The organism is Hymenobacter jeollabukensis, assembly GCF_005771675.1.
GTDB lineage: Bacteria > Bacteroidota > Bacteroidia > Cytophagales > Hymenobacteraceae > Solirubrum > Solirubrum jeollabukense.
In genome coordinates, this window is record NZ_VAJM01000017.1 from 80,082 (window position 1) to 98,309 (window position 18,228).

General features: G+C 63.3%; 15 protein-coding genes. 8 read left to right on the forward strand and 7 right to left on the reverse strand.

Annotation, left to right across the window (positions count from 1 at the left end):
• Nucleotides 1–39: 39 nt before the first annotated feature.
• The 3 genes from FDY95_RS23920 to FDY95_RS23930 all read right to left on the reverse strand — a co-directional run bounded on the left by FDY95_RS23920 (nt 40) and on the right by FDY95_RS23930 (nt 1,964).
• Nucleotides 40–477 carry a hypothetical protein gene (locus FDY95_RS23920; protein WP_138081885.1) on the reverse strand — a complete coding sequence of 146 codons (438 nt, stop codon included), beginning with the start codon at nt 475–477 and terminating at the stop codon, nt 40–42.
• 35 nt (nt 478–512) lie between these two features.
• Nucleotides 513–1,256: an urease subunit beta gene (locus FDY95_RS23925; protein ID WP_138081887.1), complete on the reverse strand. Its 744-nt coding sequence runs from the start codon at nt 1,254–1,256 to the stop codon at nt 513–515.
• Between the two features lie 108 nt (nt 1,257–1,364).
• Nucleotides 1,365–1,964, reverse strand: coding sequence for an urease accessory protein (locus FDY95_RS23930; RefSeq protein ID WP_138081889.1), 600 nt, complete (start codon nt 1,962–1,964; stop codon nt 1,365–1,367).
• Nucleotides 1,965–2,283: 319 nt separating this feature from the next.
• Here FDY95_RS23930 and FDY95_RS23935 point away from each other — a divergent pair, with 319 nt between their 5' ends.
• From FDY95_RS23935 to FDY95_RS23955, 5 genes are all read left to right on the forward strand, one after another.
• The gene (locus FDY95_RS23935; protein WP_138081891.1) at nt 2,284–5,355 is read left to right on the forward strand and encodes a sensor histidine kinase; all 3,072 of its coding nucleotides are present in this window, start codon (nt 2,284–2,286) and stop codon (nt 5,353–5,355) included.
• 188 nt (nt 5,356–5,543) lie between these two features.
• Nucleotides 5,544–6,197: a response regulator gene (locus FDY95_RS23940; RefSeq protein WP_138081893.1), complete on the forward strand. Its 654-nt coding sequence runs from the start codon at nt 5,544–5,546 to the stop codon at nt 6,195–6,197.
• A 486-nt stretch (nt 6,198–6,683) separates the two neighbouring features.
• Entirely contained in the window at nt 6,684–7,484 is an 801-nt protein-coding gene (locus FDY95_RS23945) for a 3'-5' exonuclease (protein WP_212744947.1), read from the forward strand.
• 346 nt (nt 7,485–7,830) lie between these two features.
• Nucleotides 7,831–9,147, forward strand: a complete 1,317-nt coding sequence (locus tag FDY95_RS23950; RefSeq protein ID WP_138081895.1) for an OmpA family protein — start codon at nt 7,831–7,833, stop codon at nt 9,145–9,147.
• Nucleotides 9,148–9,236: 89 nt separating this feature from the next.
• Nucleotides 9,237–10,550, forward strand: a complete 1,314-nt coding sequence (locus FDY95_RS23955; protein ID WP_138081897.1) for an OmpA family protein — start codon at nt 9,237–9,239, stop codon at nt 10,548–10,550.
• Nucleotides 10,551–10,849: 299 nt separating this feature from the next.
• Here the strand turns inward: FDY95_RS23955 and FDY95_RS23960 are convergent, their stop codons facing one another.
• The 4 genes from FDY95_RS23960 to nuoK form a co-directional block, all read right to left on the reverse strand.
• Nucleotides 10,850–12,289: an NADH-quinone oxidoreductase subunit N gene (locus FDY95_RS23960; protein ID WP_138081899.1), complete on the reverse strand. Its 1,440-nt coding sequence runs from the start codon at nt 12,287–12,289 to the stop codon at nt 10,850–10,852.
• A gap of 12 nt (nt 12,290–12,301) precedes the next feature.
• Complete coding sequence (locus FDY95_RS23965) at nt 12,302–13,762, reverse strand: complex I subunit 4 family protein (protein ID WP_138081901.1); 1,461 nt, start codon at nt 13,760–13,762, stop codon at nt 12,302–12,304.
• Nucleotides 13,763–13,883: 121 nt separating this feature from the next.
• Entirely contained in the window at nt 13,884–15,824 is a 1,941-nt protein-coding gene (nuoL, locus tag FDY95_RS23970; protein ID WP_138081903.1) for an NADH-quinone oxidoreductase subunit L, read from the reverse strand.
• 110 nt (nt 15,825–15,934) lie between these two features.
• Nucleotides 15,935–16,267 (reverse strand): NADH-quinone oxidoreductase subunit NuoK, encoded by a 333-nt coding sequence (nuoK, locus tag FDY95_RS23975; protein ID WP_111480783.1) that lies wholly within the window; start codon nt 16,265–16,267, stop codon nt 15,935–15,937.
• A gap of 441 nt (nt 16,268–16,708) precedes the next feature.
• Here nuoK and FDY95_RS23980 point away from each other — a divergent pair, with 441 nt between their 5' ends.
• The 3 genes from FDY95_RS23980 to FDY95_RS23990 all read left to right on the forward strand — a co-directional run bounded on the left by FDY95_RS23980 (nt 16,709) and on the right by FDY95_RS23990 (nt 18,037).
• Nucleotides 16,709–17,311: an RNA polymerase sigma factor gene (locus tag FDY95_RS23980; RefSeq protein ID WP_212744948.1), complete on the forward strand. Its 603-nt coding sequence runs from the start codon at nt 16,709–16,711 to the stop codon at nt 17,309–17,311.
• 123 nt (nt 17,312–17,434) lie between these two features.
• Nucleotides 17,435–17,824 carry a hypothetical protein gene (locus tag FDY95_RS26630; RefSeq protein ID WP_212744949.1) on the forward strand — a complete coding sequence of 130 codons (390 nt, stop codon included), beginning with the start codon at nt 17,435–17,437 and terminating at the stop codon, nt 17,822–17,824.
• Between the two features lie 9 nt (nt 17,825–17,833).
• Nucleotides 17,834–18,037, forward strand: a complete 204-nt coding sequence (locus FDY95_RS23990) for a hypothetical protein (protein ID WP_138081905.1) — start codon at nt 17,834–17,836, stop codon at nt 18,035–18,037.
• The last annotated feature ends 191 nt before the right edge of the window (nt 18,038–18,228 follow it).

Genomic DNA, 18,228 nt, shown 5'->3' on the forward strand with positions numbered 1-18,228 from the left:
GTGTAGCGGAATTTAGAATTGGGTTGGTGCGTGCTGTAATCAGCTGGGTTTGACTACAAAATCGGCTAGCCTCATACCGGGCTGTAAATCGTCTCTGTAGTAATAAAGCACGGTATCCGTGTTATAAGAAATAGTTTCGGCGGCTATTACCACGTCAGTTTCTGAATTCTCAACCTTGAAAACGAAAAGGTCATATCCAGCTTCGATCTGAAGCTGAAAGTTTATTCGGTGCGCTTCTACCTGCGCGGGTATTATAAACACTGGTGCGGTGGTATCTGACTTCCAGTCGCGGAAATAGCAGGCGGCAAAAAACACATTGTGAAACGTCACTTCTAATTGATGGTAATAAGAGAAATCCGTGCTTCCCACTACAGTCAGGTTGCTGTGGTGGTAGGAGTCAACGGAAAAATCAAACCACGCATTTGATCGAATAATGGCATCAATTTTCCCGGCCATTTTGCGCGTTTCGTCTGTCATCTTAGCTTATTGTCGGTAAGTGAAATCGATTAAAGTCACCGCATTTTAGCTGCTGAATTTTCTAGTGCCGCTATCTTGTTCTCCTCCCCCAACGCCCCGTCAATCCACCCATTTCCCCCATACACCACCCGCTCCCCGGCCAGCGCCACCAGCGTCACGCGTTTCCGCTCGCCCGGCTCGAAGCGCACGGCCGTGCCTGCCGGGATGTTGAGCCGGTAGCCGTAGGCGGCGGCGCGGTCGAACTGCAGCCGGGCGTTGGTTTCGAAGAAGGGGTAGTGCGAGCCGACCTGCACCGGCCGGTCACCCATATTCGTCACCTCGATTTCCACCGTCTCGCGGCCTTCGTTCAGGAGCACGGCGCCGTCTACCAGCAGGTATTCGCCGGGCGCGGCGTTGATGAGCGTATCGGGCGATACGGCTTCCACCCGGCGCGTGAGGCCGGAGCCGTAGAGGGCCAGCTCGGTGGAGCCGGTTTCGCGGCAGATGGGCTCGTGCACCGTCACCAGCTTGGTGCCGTCGGGGAAGGTGCCTTCCACCTGCACCTCGGGCAGCAGCGCGGCCACGCCCTCCATCACGTCCTGCAGCCCCAGGATGTGTTTGCCCTTATCCATCAGCGCTGCCACCGATTCCCCGTCGCGGATAAATTCCAGCAGCTGGGTGGCCAGCAGAGCCACGGCTTCGGGGTAGTTCAGGCGCAGGCCGCGGGCGTAGCGCTTCTGGGCCACGAAACCGGCCTGGTGCAGCACCAGCTTATCAAGGTCTTTGGGCGAGAGGTGCATTTGGTGAATGGCTAAATTGCTTGATTGTTAAATTGTTGATTGTGCTGGGACGTGTTGGGTTGCTGAGAAGAGCAATGAAGGCAGATAACAATTTAGCAATCAAGTAATTCAGCAATTACTATAAACCATCCAGCCGCCGTAGGCGATGCTGATGAGCGACGACACCGCCACCACTGAGCCGGTGAGGGCGCGGCTCAGGCGCATGCGCCGGGTGAAGGGAATGTGCATCAGTCCGGCCGCCCCGAACATGCCCACCACCGAGCCCAGCCCGAATACCAGCACGTAGGCCAGCGCCAGCCAGGGGCTGCGCAGCTCGCCGAGCACGGCCAGCACCAGCACCCCGCTGCCCGCCAGCCCGTGCAGCAGCCCGATGGCGTAGGCCCAGGCGTGCGGGTTGCGCACGTTGCGGGTGGGCACGAAGTTGGCGCGGTTGGTCAGCCGCCCCACGCCCATGCCGATGAGCACCAGTCCCACCAGCACCTCGAAGTAGCCGCCCGACAGCAGCGTGAGCTTACCGAACAGGATAACGCTGCCAAACACGACCAGCATGGTGGTGTGGCCCAGGCCCCAGTACAGGCCGTCCTTCACCGCCAGCAGCGTGCTGTCGCGCCGGGCCACCAGCTGGCTGACGGCAATCAGGTGGTCGGGCTCAAACGCGTGGCCCAGGCCCATAATGGCGGCGAATAAAATCGGTAGCAGTGCGTGCATGTAGCCTTCTATGCGAAGGGGCAATATAGAGTGAGTATGTATAAATTCTGATAGAGCCCTATTGAAAACATGGGCATGTGCCTCGGTTTATATAGTGTTCTAATGTAAATAGCTATAAATAACAGGGGGTATAAACGCTCAGTGATGTGCCTTGCCCTATGTGCGCGGGTATTCATATTGTTGGGCTACGGCGTCTTGATCAGGCTGAGCTTGGGCTCGGTCGTGTATGCGTACCGGCTGCGGCAGCTGCAAACCACATGGGCCCGGCGGAAAATCATGTGATTGACAAGCTGCCCGCAGTGGACTTACCTTGCACGGGATGAGTTCCGTACTGCGCTGGCAGCGCGCCTGGCTGCCCCTGCTTGTTGCCTTGCTGCTTGGCTGGCTGGCCGTGCCGGCCGCGGCCCAGAACCTGACGTTCCGGGCCCTGTCGTCGCAGGTTGGCCTGTCGGAAAACAGCGTGTCCTGCCTGACCCAGGACCGCGCCGGCTTCCTGTGGCTGGGCACCCAGGACGGGCTTAACCGCTACGACGGGGCCTCGTTCCGGGTGTTTCGCGGCGACCCGCAGCGGCCCGGCACCCTGCTCAGCAACTTCATCCAGGACATTGCCGCCGACCCGCGTGGCGGCGTATGGGTGGGCACCGGCGGCGGCGGCCTCTCGTACTACGACCCGCTGAAGGAATCCTTCACCAGCTACAGCGAAGGCGTCATTGCCGACGACTTCGTGTGGTCGGTATTCTGTGACCGGCAGGGCCTGGTGTGGGCGGGCTCCGAAAAGGCCCTGAACCTGATCGACCCCAAAACCGGCAAGGTGCGGCAGTTCCGGCACGCCCAGGCGGTGAGCGGCAACGTACACCGCAACTCCATCCGCGCCATTACCCAAACGCCCGACGGGCGCATCTGGGTGGGCACCGGCGAGGGGCGCATCAGCGTCGTCGATTTCAAAACCGGACGGTTGGTGCCCCTGGCCGGCTGGGCGCCCGGCAGCGCCATTAAGTCCCTGGCCGCTACCCCGCGCAACGGGCTGTGGGTGGCCGCCGCCGACGGGGGCGGGCTGTGCTTCATCGACCTGCTGACCAATCAGAAAACGCATTTTCGTCACGACCCCGCCCGCGTGGGCAGCCTGCCTAGCAACGAAGTCAATGCCGTGCTGGTGGACCAGCAGGAGCGCGTGTGGGTGGGCACCGTGCGGGGCCTGTGCCGCTACGATGCCGCCGCCGACTACTTTACCGTGTGGCAGCACCAGCTCAACAACCCGCGCAGCCTGCCCACCGACAAGGTGATAAGCCTGTTTCAGGACCGTTCGGGCCTGCTCTGGGGCGGCACCGATCAGGGCGTGGTCAGCTTCGAGCCCCGGCCCAATGCCTTCACCCAGCCCGTGCCCTCGCGTTTCACCGGGCCGGTGTGGGCCGTGGCCGAGGACGCGGTCGGTAACCTCTGGGTGGGCTCCGAAACCAACGGCCTGCTCCGCCACGACCCCATATCGGGCCGGGTGACAACCTACCGCGCCAACCCGGCCGACCCGCAGGCCCTGCCCGAGGACTTCATCCGCGCCGTGCTGCCCGACCGCGCCGGCCGCCTCTGGGTGGGCACCCGCAGCAAGGGGCTGACCTACCTCGACCCGGCCACCGGCCGCTTCCGCCGCTTCCGCCACAACCCCGCTGACCCCACCAGCCTCTCCGACGACAACGTGCGCTGCGTGTACGAAGACCGGCAGGGGCGCATCTGGGTGGGCACCGAGGGCGGGCTGAACCTGATCGACCCCGTGTCGGGCCGCTGCGCCGTGTACCGCAACAACCCCCACGACTCGCTCAGCCTCAGCGGCAACTACGTGCGCTGCGTGTACCAGGACCGCCGCGGCCGGCTGTGGGTGGGCATTGGCGGGGGCGGCCTCAGCCAGTTCGACTCGCGCACCGGCCACTGCCGCGCCTTCCGCGCCCGCCGCGACGACCCCCACAGCCTCTCCACCGATTTCGTGCGCTGCATGCTCGAAGACGAGCAGGGCCGCCTGTGGCTGGGCACCGAAGGCGGCGGGCTGTCCTGCCTGATCGATGCCGAACGGGGCCGCTTCGAAAACTACGGCGAGGCGGATGGGCTGCCCAACAACGTCATCTACGGCATGGCCCTGGACGCCCAGCAACACCTGTGGGTGGCCACCAACAAGGGCATTGCCCGCTTCACGCCGCGTACCAAGGAGTTTCGCACCTACGACACCCGCGACGGGCTGCCCCAGGACGAGCACAACGCCGGGGCCTACTGGCGCGGGCGCGACGGCCGCCTGTTTTTCGGCGGCGGCAACGGCCTGGTGGCCTTTCAGCCCGCGGCCGTGCGCTTCAACGCCGAGCCCCCGCCCGTGGTGCTGACGGGCTTCCGCAAGTTCAACCGCTGGGCCACCCTCGATACCAGCATCACGGCCAGCCGCCTGCTCACCATCAACCCCCGCGACAATTTCTTCTCGATCGAGTTTGCCGCGTTGAACTACCGGCTGTCCGACAAAAACCGCTTCGCCTACAAGCTGGAAAACTTCAACGAGAAGTGGATCGACGCGGGCACCCAGCGCCAGGCCACCTACACCAACCTCGACCCGGGCACCTACGTGTTTCGGGTGCGGGCCGCCAACAACGACGGCGTGTGGAACAACGTGGGGGCCTCGCTGCGCCTAGTGGTGGAGCCGCCGTGGTACCAGACGTGGTGGTTCCGCATTCTGGCCAGCTGGCTGGTGTTCGGGCTGCTCTTCCTGGCCTACCGGGTGCGCGTGAGCCAGCTGCTGGCCCTGGAGCGCGTGCGCCATAACATCGCCCGCGACCTGCACGACGACATGGGCTCCACGCTCTCGTCCATCAGCATTCTGAGCCAGCTGGCGCGCACCCACCAGCAGCGCGGCAACGCGGAGCAGTCCTCGCAGCTGCTCGACCAGATCGGCGACTCCTCGCGCCGCATGCTCGACTCCATGGACGATATCGTGTGGGCCATCAACCCCGCCCACGACTCGATGGAGTCCGTCACCTCGCGCATGCGCAGCTTCGCCTCCGACGTGCTCGAAGCCCGCGGCATCGACTTCATCTTTAAGGTGGCGCCCGAGGTGACCGAGCACCGCCTGCCCATGCGCGCCCGACGGGAGTTTTTCCTGATGTTCAAGGAGGCCGTCAACAACCTGGCGAAGTACTCCAAGGCCGAATTCGCCCGTATCACCCTCGATTACGACAACCGCAGCCTGGTGCTGCGCGTGGAGGACGACGGCGTGGGCTTCGACCCGAAAGCCCCGGCCCAGGGCGGCGGCAACGGCATGACCAACATGCGCAGCCGCGCCGCCGCCATCAAAGCTCATCTCACCATCGACACCGCGCCCGGCGAAGGCACCCGGCTGGAGCTGCGCGTGCCGCTGAAGTAGCCTGTAGCGCGAACTTTCAGTTCGCGTATCGTCGGACGACCACCGTCCGGACGTCAGCAAGGATACGCGAGCTGAAAGTTCGCGCTGCGACGCGGACGGCCTCACATCATTATGCTACAGCGCCGCGCCTGTGCGGGCCGTACCTTCGCAGCATTCTGACTCGCACCCCTTTACCACCGTTCACTGCCATGGAAACCGCCGATACCCGCGTCCTGATTTACGAAGACAACCCCGACCTGCGCCTGAGCCTGAGCCACCTGCTGGGCGGCACGCCGGGCCTGGAGCTGGTGGGCGCCCTGGGCAACTGCCAGCAGGTGGAAACCGACATTCCGCGCCTCAAGCCCGACGTGGTGCTCATGGACATCGACATGCCCGGCATCAACGGCATCGAGGGCCTGAAGCGCATCAAGGCCAACTCGCCCAAGGTCAGCGTGGTGATGCTCACCGTGTTTGAGGACAACGACCGGGTGTTCCAGGCCGTGTGCGCCGGCGCCGACGGCTACCTGCTCAAGAAAACCCCGCCCGCCAAGCTGCTCGACGCCATCGGCGAGGTACGCGCCGGCGGCGCCCCGATGACGCCCGCCATTGCCCGGCAGGTGCTGCGCCTGTTCCCGAAGCCCGTGGCCCCGCGCCAGCAGGAAGACTCGCCCGCCAACCTCAGCGCCCGGGAGCAGGAAATCCTCGGCCTGCTGGTGGAAGGCTACAGCTACAAGATGATTGCCCACGACCGCGGCATCTCGCTCGACACCGTTCGCTCGCACATCAAGAAAATCTACGAGAAGCTGCACGTGCGCTCCATGACCGAGGCCGTGAGCAAGGCCCTGCGCCAGGGTCTGACCTAGGCCTGCGGGAAACGCTGCGTTTTTTTCGTCTGAAAACGACCTTGCCGGGCCCCTGCGGCCGCCTCACATCGGGTATCACATCATCATGTGATTGACGGGCGCCAGCCGATTGCCGAATTTGTCATCGAGCCCTCCCCATGCGGGGAACGGCTGATATGCTCCACTCTTCACCGCCGTCCGCTCATGTCTGCGAAATCCCGTCGGCAGCTGCTGATTTCCATGCTGGGCCTGTGGCTTACCGGCAGCCCGGCCCTGGCGTAGCGCGGCTCAGCCCCGTGTTTCGCCCGACACACCTATTGCCCTTCCGGTAGCAGCGGCCGCGGCCGAGCTGAAGCATACCGCGAATGCGCCCGCCTGATTTCTGATCCGGCGGGCGTATTTTTTTGGCCCTAGTGAGCCGACACCCCGTCAAAACAAACCGGGCCGGCTTGGCGTTTGCCCCGGTAGTGGCCTATCTTCGTTACCGACCCTCCGCCCGGTGTGCCCATGCAACTGCTCCGTAACCTCAAGCTGACCGACGTTTTCGTGCTCGACATCGAGACGGTGCCCTGCGTAGGCTGCCACGAGGAGCTGGACGACATGCTGCGCCACCTCTGGGAGCATAAGGCCCAGAGCCTGCGCCGGCAGCAGGGCTTTCCTACCTGGGGCGCCGAGGAAATCGAGCCCATGCCCGACCGGTTTACCGCCGCGTCGCTGTTCGCCCAGGCTGGCATTTACGCCGAATTCGGGCGGGTCATCTGCATCTCGGTCGGCTATTTCTACTACGACGCGCTGGAGCAGCTGCGCTTCAAGGTGAAAAGCTTCGCCGGCGACGACGAGGCCGACCTGCTGCGCGACTTCGTGCGGGCCCTCAGCAAGCGGCCCACTTTCACCCTCTGCGCCCACAACGGCAAGGAATTCGATTTTCCCTACCTCTCGCGCCGCATGCTCATCAACGGCGTGGCCTTGCCCCCGCAGCTCGACGTGGCCGGCAAAAAGCCCTGGGAAATCAACCACCTCGACACCATGGAGCTGTGGAAGTTCGGCGACCGGAAATCCTTCACCTCCCTGGCCTTGCTGGCGGCCATGTTCGGCATCCCGACGCCTAAGGACGACATCAACGGCGCCGACGTGGCCCGTGTGTACTACGAGGAGCACGATTTGCCGCGCATCGTGAAGTATTGCCAGAAGGACATCATCACCACCGCCCGCCTGCTGCTCAAGTTCCGCGGCGACGAGCCCTTCGACGATGACGCCGTGGTGTACGCCGACCAGGTCGCCCCCATGGTGGTGCTGCGCGGCGCCTGATTCGGGGCCTGCCCGGATGCCTATCGGCGCCAACCGGAAGTGAATGCGGGTACGGGCAAAGCCCTGGGCTTCCGGTGCCTCTACGGGCTGCATTTTGAAGTCGATGCGGCTACGGCGCGCCGGCGTTCAGACGACCAGATTTACCCGGGCAGCCTTACTGGCACCGGACCGCTGCGTGGCTTTTCATCAGCTGCCTATAAGGCGGCTGCTTTGGTATTCGGCAACTCTCTGCTCAACACGGCGCCTCGGTAGGTGGAGCTGAAGCGGTGCTGTTTGGTATAAAATTGATTTATGTTAATAATTATTTGTATTATTATCTATGGTCTAACGTGTAAACCCTACAGTCATGGCGCAGAACGTGTTGGAGGAAGTATCGGCTTGTTTCACGGCTCCGGCCGTCAGCCAGGCCAGTGTGGTGGTGGGAGAGAGCGAAGCCGGGGTGCGTAAAGCCTTGCCCAAAGTGGTGCCCCTGGTGCTCAGCAGCCTGATTAAGCTCTCAGAGCAGGTCGGCGGCATCGATGTCGTCTGGCTCATGGCCCGCGACGCGCACGAGGCCGGCACCCGCGCCGACGTGCTGGCCGCCCAGGCGCCCCGAGGGCAGGAGCTGATGAAGGCCCTGCTCACCGACCACTACAGCGGCCGTATTGCCTCGGTGGCCTCCGAAAGTGGCATCCGCACCGAAGCCGTGGAAGGCCTGCTGGGGCTGGCGGCGCCCGTCATGCTCAGCGTGCTCGGCGAGCATGCTGCCACCGACCACCTCGATGCCCCGGCACTGGGCCGCTGGCTGCAAAGCCAGCGCAGCAGCGTAACCGGCCTGCTGCTGGCCGACGCGGCCACAAAGGCCCGTAACGGCCACGGCATTGAGCCTACCGTGGGAGCCCACCCGCACACGGCTCCCTTGCCCATGCAAGAGGAAACCGACCACCCGGACCGCCGGCTGCGGCAGTGGCTGCTGCCAGCATTGGTCATTTTCGCGGCAATAATCGTGGGCTACTGGCTGGGGCGCACGCCGCGCCCGGCCCCGGGCCCCGGCACAACTGCCCTTGCCACGGCCAGCCTGGTACCGACGACTACCGCTCCCGCACCGGCCAGCCGTGACGTAGCCGCTGCGGCCACCGGTCCCGATGCAGCCCCGGTGACGGCCATCAGCGGGCGCTACGACGCGGGCACGGAGAATTATATCTACGACACCGGCCGGCCGGTGCGCCTGGCGCTGGTCGATGGCTCCACGCTGACGGTAGGGGCCAACTCCACCGAAAACAAGCTTTACAACTTCCTGGCCGACGCCACGCAGCAGGTCGACCCGGTGAACCGCACCAAGGGCTGGATCAACTTCGACCGCGTGTACTTCGATGCCCGTAAGGCCACGCTCACTGACGAGTCGACGGCGCAGCTGGGCAACGTGGCCAGCATCCTGAAAAGCTTCCCGACGGCGCACGTTAAAATCGGCGGCTACACCGACAGCACCGGCTATTTCAAGGACAACCTGCGCCTGAGCGAACAGCGCGCCACGGCCGCCATGGCCGTGCTGGTGGATATGGGCATTGCGGCCAATCGGGTGGAGGCCAAGGGCTACGGGCAGAAGCACAACGTGGCCAGCAACGAAACGCCGGTGGGCCGGGCGCTGAACCGGCGCATCAGCGTGCGGGTGACGCAGAAATAAGCGGAGCGGTGGGCAACCAAGCAGGCGAGGAATCGTTGAATTTTCACATTCGTTCTTTTCCTTTCACGCTTACCTAGCCCTCTAAAGCCATGAGCCAAAACATCATTGACGTTGTGCGGAGTTATTTCTCCGATGGCGTAGTGCAACAGACCAGTACCGCGCTGGGCGAAGACGGCAGCCGCGTCCGCTCGGCGCTGATGGGCCTGGCCCCCCTGGTACTGGGTGGCCTGCTGCGCCGCACCGAGCAGCCCGGCGGCCCGGCCGAAGTGTTTGGCATGGCCCAGCAGGCCCACAGCAGCGGCCTGCTCGACAACGTGGGCAGCCTGCTCACCGGCGACGGGGGCGGCTGGTCCAGTCGTGGGCCGGAGTTGCTGCGCTCGGCTCTCGGAGCCCAGTATCAGCCCGCTACCGAAGCCATTGCCAGCGGCAGCGGTGTCAACAGCGGCATCGTGGGGCGGCTGGCGGGGCTGGTGGTGCCGGTGGTGCTGGGGCTGCTGGGCCGGCACGCGGCGCAGAACAACCTCGATGCCCACGGCCTTAGCGGCTGGCTGACCTCGCAACGCTCGTCGATTCTCGACGCGCTGCCGTTTGGGTTGGGCGGGCTGCTGGGGGGCCTGGGCGGTGCCGCTACCGCCGCCGGGGCCGGCATGGCCAATGCCGTGCGCGACACCGGCTACGCGGCCCGCAACGTGGCAGCTGAAACCGTGGCCCCCGTGGTGCGCGAAGGCCGCCCGTGGTGGCCCTGGCTGCTGCTGCTCCTGCTCGGGGCGGGCCTGCTGTACTACCTCTTCGGGCGCAACAAGCACGAAGAGCCGGTCACGACCACCGAGACGACGACCACCGTGGATACGACCACCACGACGGCTGCGCCGGCCGTGGCGGCCACGCCCACCGGCCGCTACGACGAGGCCACCGGCAACTACATCTACGACACCGGCGCCAACACCGACGTGAAACTACCCGACGGTACGGTGCTGAACGTAGGCAGCAACTCGACGGAAGCCCGGCTGTTCAATTTCCTGAACGACGCCAGCATGACCGTCAGCGACGACAAAACCCAGGGCTGGCTGAGCCTCGACCGGGTGTATTTCGATACCGGCAAGTCTACCCTCACGACGGAGTCGCAGCAGCAGCTGAAAAATATTGCTGCTATTCTCAAAGCCTTCCCGAACGCGGCCATCAAGCTCGGCGGCTACACCGACAACAAAGGCAGCGCCGACGCCAACCTGACCCTGAGCGCCGACCGGGCCAACGCTGCCCGCAAGGCCGTTATGAACAACGGCATCGACGCGGGGCGCGTGGCGGCCGAAGGTTACGGCCAGGAGCACCCGCTGGCCACTAACGACACGCCCGAAGGCCGCGCCCAGAACCGCCGGGTAGACGTGCGCGTAACGAAAAAGTAACCGTTTCAAGCCGCTTATTTCCGCCTGATTCACGCAGCGCCTGCCAGGGTATCAACCCCTCGGCAGGCGCTGCTATTTTTGAACAGGATCTGAACTGCCCGACCGCGCAGGCTTCCGCTGGCCGCCGCGCAATCGGAGCTGTAGATATATTTCTTGTCTCAACCTCGGTTTCGGAGAAGAAACTCTAACTCAACGGTGCCCTGCGCAGTTGCAACCTTTGCATTGCATCAACCATTCAAAACCCCTGAAAACAGAAAAAGCGGCCCGAGAGCCGCTTTTCTGTTTCTGCGAAGAAGCTGTTACTGCACGTTCAGCACGCCGTCGAGCAGGCCGGGCAGCACGCCCAGCAGCACCGTCAGGCCCATCAGCACCACCAGCACCACCGACTGCAGTGCCGTGACGGGCACCGGAGCTTCGGCGCCTTCCACGGCCGGGCGCATGTACATGGCCATGATGGGGCGCAGGTAGTAGTAGATACCAATAGCCGACATCACCACCGCAAACACGATCAGGCCGATGTAGCCTTCCTGGGCGGCGGCGTTGAACAGCTGGAACTTACCAAAGAAGCCCGCCGTCAGCGGAATGCCGGCCAACGACAGCATCGAAATCGTCATGGCCAGGGCCAGCAGCGGGTTGGTGCGGGCCAGGCCGTTGAGGCCCTCGTAGTCCTCGCGCTGGCGCTGGTTGTACACCAGCTGCAATACGCCGAAGGCCGCCACCGTGGCCAGCGAGTAGGCCAGCGAGTAGAAGAAGATGGCCGAGGCCGAGAGCATGCCGCTGCGCAGGGCCACCAGGGCCAGCAGCAGGTAGCCCGCGTGCGAGATGCTGGAGTAGGCCAACATGCGCTTCACGCTGGTCTGAGCCACGGCGCCCACGTTGCCGATGAGCAAAGTCAGCACCAGCATGGTGGTGAGCGTGGGCAGCCAGAACGGAATGGTGTCGCCGCCGAAGGCTACCACCAGCAGCTTGAAGAAACCGGCCACGCCGGCCGTTTTCACCACCGTGCTCATGAAGCCGGTAAAGATGGTGGGGGCACCCTCGTACACGTCGGGCGTCCAGAAGTGGAAGGGCGCGGCCGAAATCTTGAAGCCGATGCCGATGAGCATGAGCAGAATGCCCACGTACATCATCGGCGCCAGCGAGGCGTCGGCGGTGGGCAGGGCGCGGATGGCGGCGCCCATCTGGTTGAGGTCGAAGGTGCCGGTGGCGCCGTAGAGCAGGGCCACGCCGAAGAGCAGGATGCCGGTGGCAAACGAGCCCATCAGGAAGTACTTCAGGGCGGCTTCGTTGGAGCGCAGGTTGCTCTTATCGGAGCCGGCCAGCACGTACATGGCAATGCTCAGCGTCTCGATGCCCAGGAACAGAATCAGGATGTTGGTGTAGCTCACCATCATGATGGCGCCCACCAGCGAAAACAGCATCAGGCTGTAGAACTCGGCCAGGTTGGGGTTGTCGTCCTGCACGTACTTCTGCGAGAAGGGCAGCAGCAGCAGTGCCGTCAGCACGATGACGCCGGTGAAGACGCGGGCGTACTGATCGAAGTACAGCATGCCACGCAGGTAATCCCGTTGGGCAAGCTCGGTCACGAAGGCCGAGCTGTTGTCCACGTCGAAGATGTTGATGGCCAGCACGGCGGCCAGCACCAGCAGCACCAGCGGCAGAATCAGCCGGTTGGAGCGCAGGAAACCCAGGAACAGATTGGCCAGCCCGGAAACGGAAAGCAGAATAATCGAGAGCATGGGGCGGGAGGCTTAGCGGTTGATGAGCACCAGCAGCTTGTTCACGGCCGGCTCCGAAATGTGCATGAACGTGCCGGGGAACAGCCCAATCCAGAACACCATCAGCACCAGCGGCACCAGCACGGCCAGCTCGGCGCCCGTCAGGTCGCGGATGACGGCGCTGAACGAGGAATCCGGGCCCAGCATCACGCGCTGGAACATGCGCAGCAGGTACACCGCGCCGAACACGATGGTCAGGCCGGCCACGGCGCCCAGCCAGGGGTTGAACTGGTACACGCCCATCAGCAGCAGGAACTCGCCCACGAAACCGTTGGTGAGCGGCAGGGCCACGGTGCCGAGCAGAATCACGAGGAAGGTTACCGACAGCAGGGGCGTGGCGCGGGTCAGGCCGCCCAGCTCCGGAATCTGCCGGGTGCCGGTGCGCCGCTCGATGATGTCGGCAATGAAGAACATGCCGACCACGTTCACGCCGTGGGCCAGCATCTGAATCACGGTGCCCTGCAGGCCCACGGCCGTCAGGGAGAACATGCCGGCAATCATCAGGCCCACGTGCGAGAGCGAGGAAAAGGCAATCAGGCGCTTCATGTCGCGCTGGCGGATGGCAATCAGCGCGCCGTAGATGATGCCCACCACGGCCAGCACCATCACGATGCCCACCCAGCGGCTGGCGCCCAGCGGCACCACCGGCAGCAGCCAGCGCAGGGTGCCGTAGATACCCATTTTCAGCATGATGCCCGAGAGCAGCATGGTGGCCGGCGCGGGCGCCTGCTCGTAGGTATCGGGCTGCCAGGAGTGCAGCGGAAACAGCGGCATCTTGATGGCGAAGGCCGCGAAGATGAGCAGGAACAGCCAGGACTGCTCCTGGGCGCTGAGCTGCAGGTTGTAGAAGGCCGCGAGGTCGGAACTGCGGGCGGCGCCGCTGGCCCCGGTCATGTAGTAGAGGTACACGAAGCCGGCCAGCATCAGCAGGGAGCCGACCACGGTATAGATGAAGAACTTCAGCGTGACCTGCACGCGCCGTTCCCCGCCCCACACGCCGGCCAGGAAGTAAATCGGAATCAGGGCCACTTCCCAGAAGAAGTAGAATACGAAGGCATCCAGGGCCACGAACACCCCGATCAGGCCCGACTGCATGAAGAGCACCAGCGCGTAGAACACCGAGGGATTCTCGTAGTCGTGGCGGAAGGAGGCCAGCAGAATCAGCGGCACCAGAAAGGCCGTGAGCAGCACCAGCAAGAGGCTCAGCCCGTCCATCCCGATGTGGAAGTGGATACCGGCCGAGGCCAGCCAGGCGTAGTCCAGCTCGAAGTGCGGCTGGGAGTAGTCGGTCTGGAACTGGAAGGCCGCGTAGATGGCCAGCACCAGCTCGACCAGCGAAGCGCCAAAGGCCAGCGCCCGCGCAGCACCACCGCGCACGAAGTGCAGCAGCAGGGCGGCGGCCACGGGCCAGATAAGCAGAAGGGCAGTCAGCATTTTTTGTCGGGGAGTGGAGGCAAGGCTCAAAGCCGGGCCACCACTGTTTTAAGCTGCAAGTATCTTCTCGGGGTAAACAGCGGTGGTGCCACGACTTGGGAGTCGTGGCACCATTACCGTTCTAGAAATTCATGAAATTCAGTGCCAGCACCACCACGATGCCCACCACCATCAGCAGCAGGTAGGTTTCCACCTTGCCGGTCTGCAGGTTGCGTAGCAGCTGCGAGCCGCCGAATACGCCGCGGCCCACGCCGTTGACGCCGGCATCCACCACGCGCTTCTCCACGAAGTCGTGCAGGCCGCGCGAGAGGAACATGGAGGGCTTCACGAACAGGGTGTTGTACAGCTCGTCGACGTAGTACTTGTGGTACACCAGGTTTTCGAGGAAGCCGCGCTGCGAGGCGTCGTCGGCCGGGCGCACCCGGCGGCTCACGTACTGCACGTAGGCCAGCACAATGCCCAGCACGCCGGCCGCTACCGAGAGGCCGATGAGCATGTACTCGGTGGCGTGGTCGATTTCGGCGCCGAAAGCTTCGGGGTTGGCCTGCCGCGAGTAATTGAACAGCGGCGCCAGGAAGTCAGCCAGGTAGCCTTTGCCGAGCACCAGCGGGGCGTTCATGAAGCCGCCGATGGCCGCCAGAATAGCCAGGATAATCAGCGGCATGGTCATCGACGCCGGCGACTCGTGCAGGTGGTGTTTCTGCTCCTCCGTGCCGCGGAACTCGCCGAAGAAGGTCAGGAACAGCAGGCGGAACATGTAGAAGGCCGTCAGGAAGGCCGTCAGCAGGCCGATGCCCCACAGCACTTTGTTGTGCTCGAAGGCGTGGGCCAGGATTTCGTCCTTGGAGAAGAAGCCCGAGAAGGGCGGAATGCCGGCAATGGCCAGGCAGCCGATCAGGAAAGTCAGGAAGGTAATCGGCAGGGCCTTGCGCAGGCCGCCCATGTTGCGGATGTCCTGCTCGTTGCTCATGGCGTGAATCACCGAGCCGGCGCCGAGGAACATCAGGGCCTTGAAGAAGGCATGCGTCAGTACGTGGAACAGCGAGGAGGTGTAGCCCATCACGCCCAGCGCCAGGAACATGTAGCCCAGCTGCGAGACGGTGGAGTAGGCCAGCACCTTCTTGATGTCGTTTTGCGCGAGGCCGATGGTGGCCGCGAACAGAGCCGTCAGGGCACCCACCCAGGCCACCACGTTCAGCGTGTCGGGCGAGAGGGTGTAGAGGATATTGGAGCGCAGCACCATGTAGATGCCGGCCGTTACCATCGTCGCGGCGTGAATCAGCGCCGACACCGGCGTGGGGCCGGCCATGGCGTCGGGCAGCCAGGTGTAGAGCGGCAGCTGGGCCGACTTACCCATGGCCCCTACGAACAGCAGCAGGGTGATGACCGTGACAACGCCGGCGCCAACCGGCAACTTCGCGGCCTGCTGGAATACCGAGCCGTACTCCACCGAGTCGAAAGTCTGGTAGATCAGGAAGATGCCCAGCAGGAAGCCCAGGTCACCGATGCGGTTGATGATGAAGGCCTTCTTGGCGGCGTTGTTGAACGCGGTGTGCTTGTTCCAGAAGCCGATGAGCAGGTAGGAGCACAGCCCCACGCCTTCCCAGCCGATGAACAGAATCACGTAGTTGGCGCCCATCACCAGCAGCAGCATCGAGAAGACGAACAAATTCAGGAAGGCGAAAAACTTCCCGACGTTTTCGTCGTGGTGCATGTAGCCGATGCTGTACACGTGGATCAGGAAACCCACGCCCGTCACCAGCAGCAGCATGATCAGGCTGAGCTGATCGATCTGGTAATCAAACGGAATGTGCAGCGAGCCGACGGAAATCCAGTCGAACAGGTGCACCGTGTAGGGCGTGCCGGTAAACTGCGTGAACAGCATCACCGAAATCAGGAAGGAACCCAGCACGGTGGCGCTGCCGATGACCCCGGCCACCGTGCCCGAAAGCCGGCGGTTGAGCAAGCCGTTGATCAGGAAGCCCAGAAACGGCAGCAGCGGAATGAGGACGTAGAGCAGCGGCGAGCCGCCAAAGACGGCGAGGGGCGCTTGTTCAGCCATTAGTGTAATGTGCTAATGTGATGGAATGTGCTGATGTGCTAATTCTTAGCGGAGCCGACCTCAGTGCATTAGCACCTCAGCACATTTCCACATTAGCACATTCAACGCCACTACCACTTAAGCCTGTCGAGCAGGTTGACGTCGGTGTTCTGGATGTTGCGGTAGATCATCACGATAATGCCCAGGCCGACGGCAACTTCGGCGGCGGCTACGGCCATGATGAAAAACACGAAGACCTGCCCGTTCGGATCGGCGCGGTAGGCCGAAAAGGCCGCGAGCAGGACGTTGACGGCGTTGAGCATCAGCTCCACGCACATAAAAATGATGATGGCATTGCGCCGGGTCAGCACTCCCAGAACGCCGATGCTGAAGAGGGCAGCGGCGAAGAACACGTAGTGTTGGAGCGGAACGGTGCGAATGACTTCCGGTATCGTCTGTTCCATTCAGGACGGGGTAACGGCGGAAAAAAGCCCACAACAAACTGGGGCCAATTAGCGGGCAAAGGTAGCCCGAAACTTGGGAAAACCACGCGCAAAACTGCCCTTATTGTCCGGCCGCCGCCGCGCCTTGCCGATGGCAAATGCCCAGACAACGGTTCGGGTGGCCGTCATTGCGAGGAGGCACGACGAAGCAATCTTTCCTCTCGCGGCACGACGGCCCAACTGGCAGGAACCGAAAACGGTACCACCTGAAACCGCAGATACCCGTTGCGGGTGGTGCGGTTTGTACCGTTGTACTACTAGAGGAAGGATTGCTTCGGCTACGCCTCGCAATGACTGCCAGTGTTACCGCCGGCCGTGCCCGCAGCGTGGCCAGCTAGCCCGCCCGAAAATTTTCTATTCCCCGTAAAGTAATTTTCGGCGGCCGGCGTCTTCCCCTTCAGAATGGAACAGGCCTTGATCATACCATCCACCAGCGCGGCCATGACCGAGCAAAACGACCGGCTGCAGCAGGCCGTGCGCGAGCAGCGCGGCAAGCTGCTCTCGTTCATCCGCCGCCGCATCCCCGACGAGGACGATGCCGAAGACGTGCTGCAGGACGTCTTCTACGAGCTGGTGCAAACCTACCGCCTCGTCAAGCCCGTGGAGCAGATGGCCGCCTGGCTGTTCCGCGTGGCTCGCAACAAAATCATCGACCGGTACCGCCGCCCCAAAGCCGCCTCCCTGGAGGAAGCCGCCGCCTACCACTCCGCCTCGGATTCCGACGAGCCCCTGTTGCTGGCCGACATCCTGCCCGCGCCCGACGACTCCACCGAAACGGCCATGGCCCGCGAAACCATCATGGAGGCCATCCTCGATGCGCTGGAAGTACTGCCGCCCGCCCAGCGGGAGGTATTCGTCTGGCACGAGTTCGAGGGCAAGACCTTCAAGCAGATGGCCGAAGAAACCGGCGTGCCCCTCAAAACCCTGATTTCGCGCAAACACTACGCCGTGCAGCAGCTCCGCGTGAAGCTCCAAGCCCTGTACGACGACCTTTTCCTCGATTAATGTGCTAATGTGATTGAACGTGCTGAGGTGCTAAGGCACGGACGCACACAGAGGGGCAAACCTGCTCCTGAACTCAATCATTAGCACATCAGCACATTTCCCACAGTAGCACATTCCCTTCTCATGGACCGCAAATTCTGGCTGCTCCGCGGCCTGCGCATCATACTCGCCGTGGCCTTTTTCGTCGCCCTGGCCGGCTTCGTCGTCATGTCGCTCTGGAACTGGCTGATGCCTTACCTGTTCCACCTGCCCACCGTTTCCTTTGCCCAGGCCCTGGGTCTGTTCATCCTCAGCAAGCTGCTGCTCGGGGGCTTCCGCGGCGGCGGCCCCGGCGCCGCCTGGAAAGCCAAAGCCCAGCAGCACTGGCGCCAGAAAATGGCCAGCCGCATGGAAGGCATGAGCGAGGAGCAGCGGGAGAAGTTCCGCCAGCGCATGCGCAACTGCGGCCCCTGGAGCCGCATGCCCGAGCAGCCCTTCGCCCGCCCCGCCGTTACGCCGCCCACCGCCGAGTAGTTCCGCATCATGAAAGCCGCTACCGAGCGTAAGCTTATCCGCTGGCTGCACCTGTTGGCCAGTATCCCCATCCTGGGCTTCATCTACGGCCCCGTGGCCGAGAAGCCCGAAGCTGCCGCCGCTGTGCGCTGGGTGATTCTGCCCCTGGTGGCGCTGTCGGGGCTGTGGCTGTGGAAGGGACACCTGGTGCGTAAGTGGTGGCGGCTCCAGTGACACGATAATATCCTGTAAAGCAAAAGCGGCTCCTGATGGTTCAGGAGCCGCTTTTGCTTTAAGCACTAGAGTTTATGCCAAGAATGGCTACTCCCTGCTGGGCAGTTTAATGATGGGCGGTGGTCTAATGCGTGGTTTTTACGTACAAGCGGTATGATTCAGACCACGATGAGCTGCGGCAAGTGCGGGAG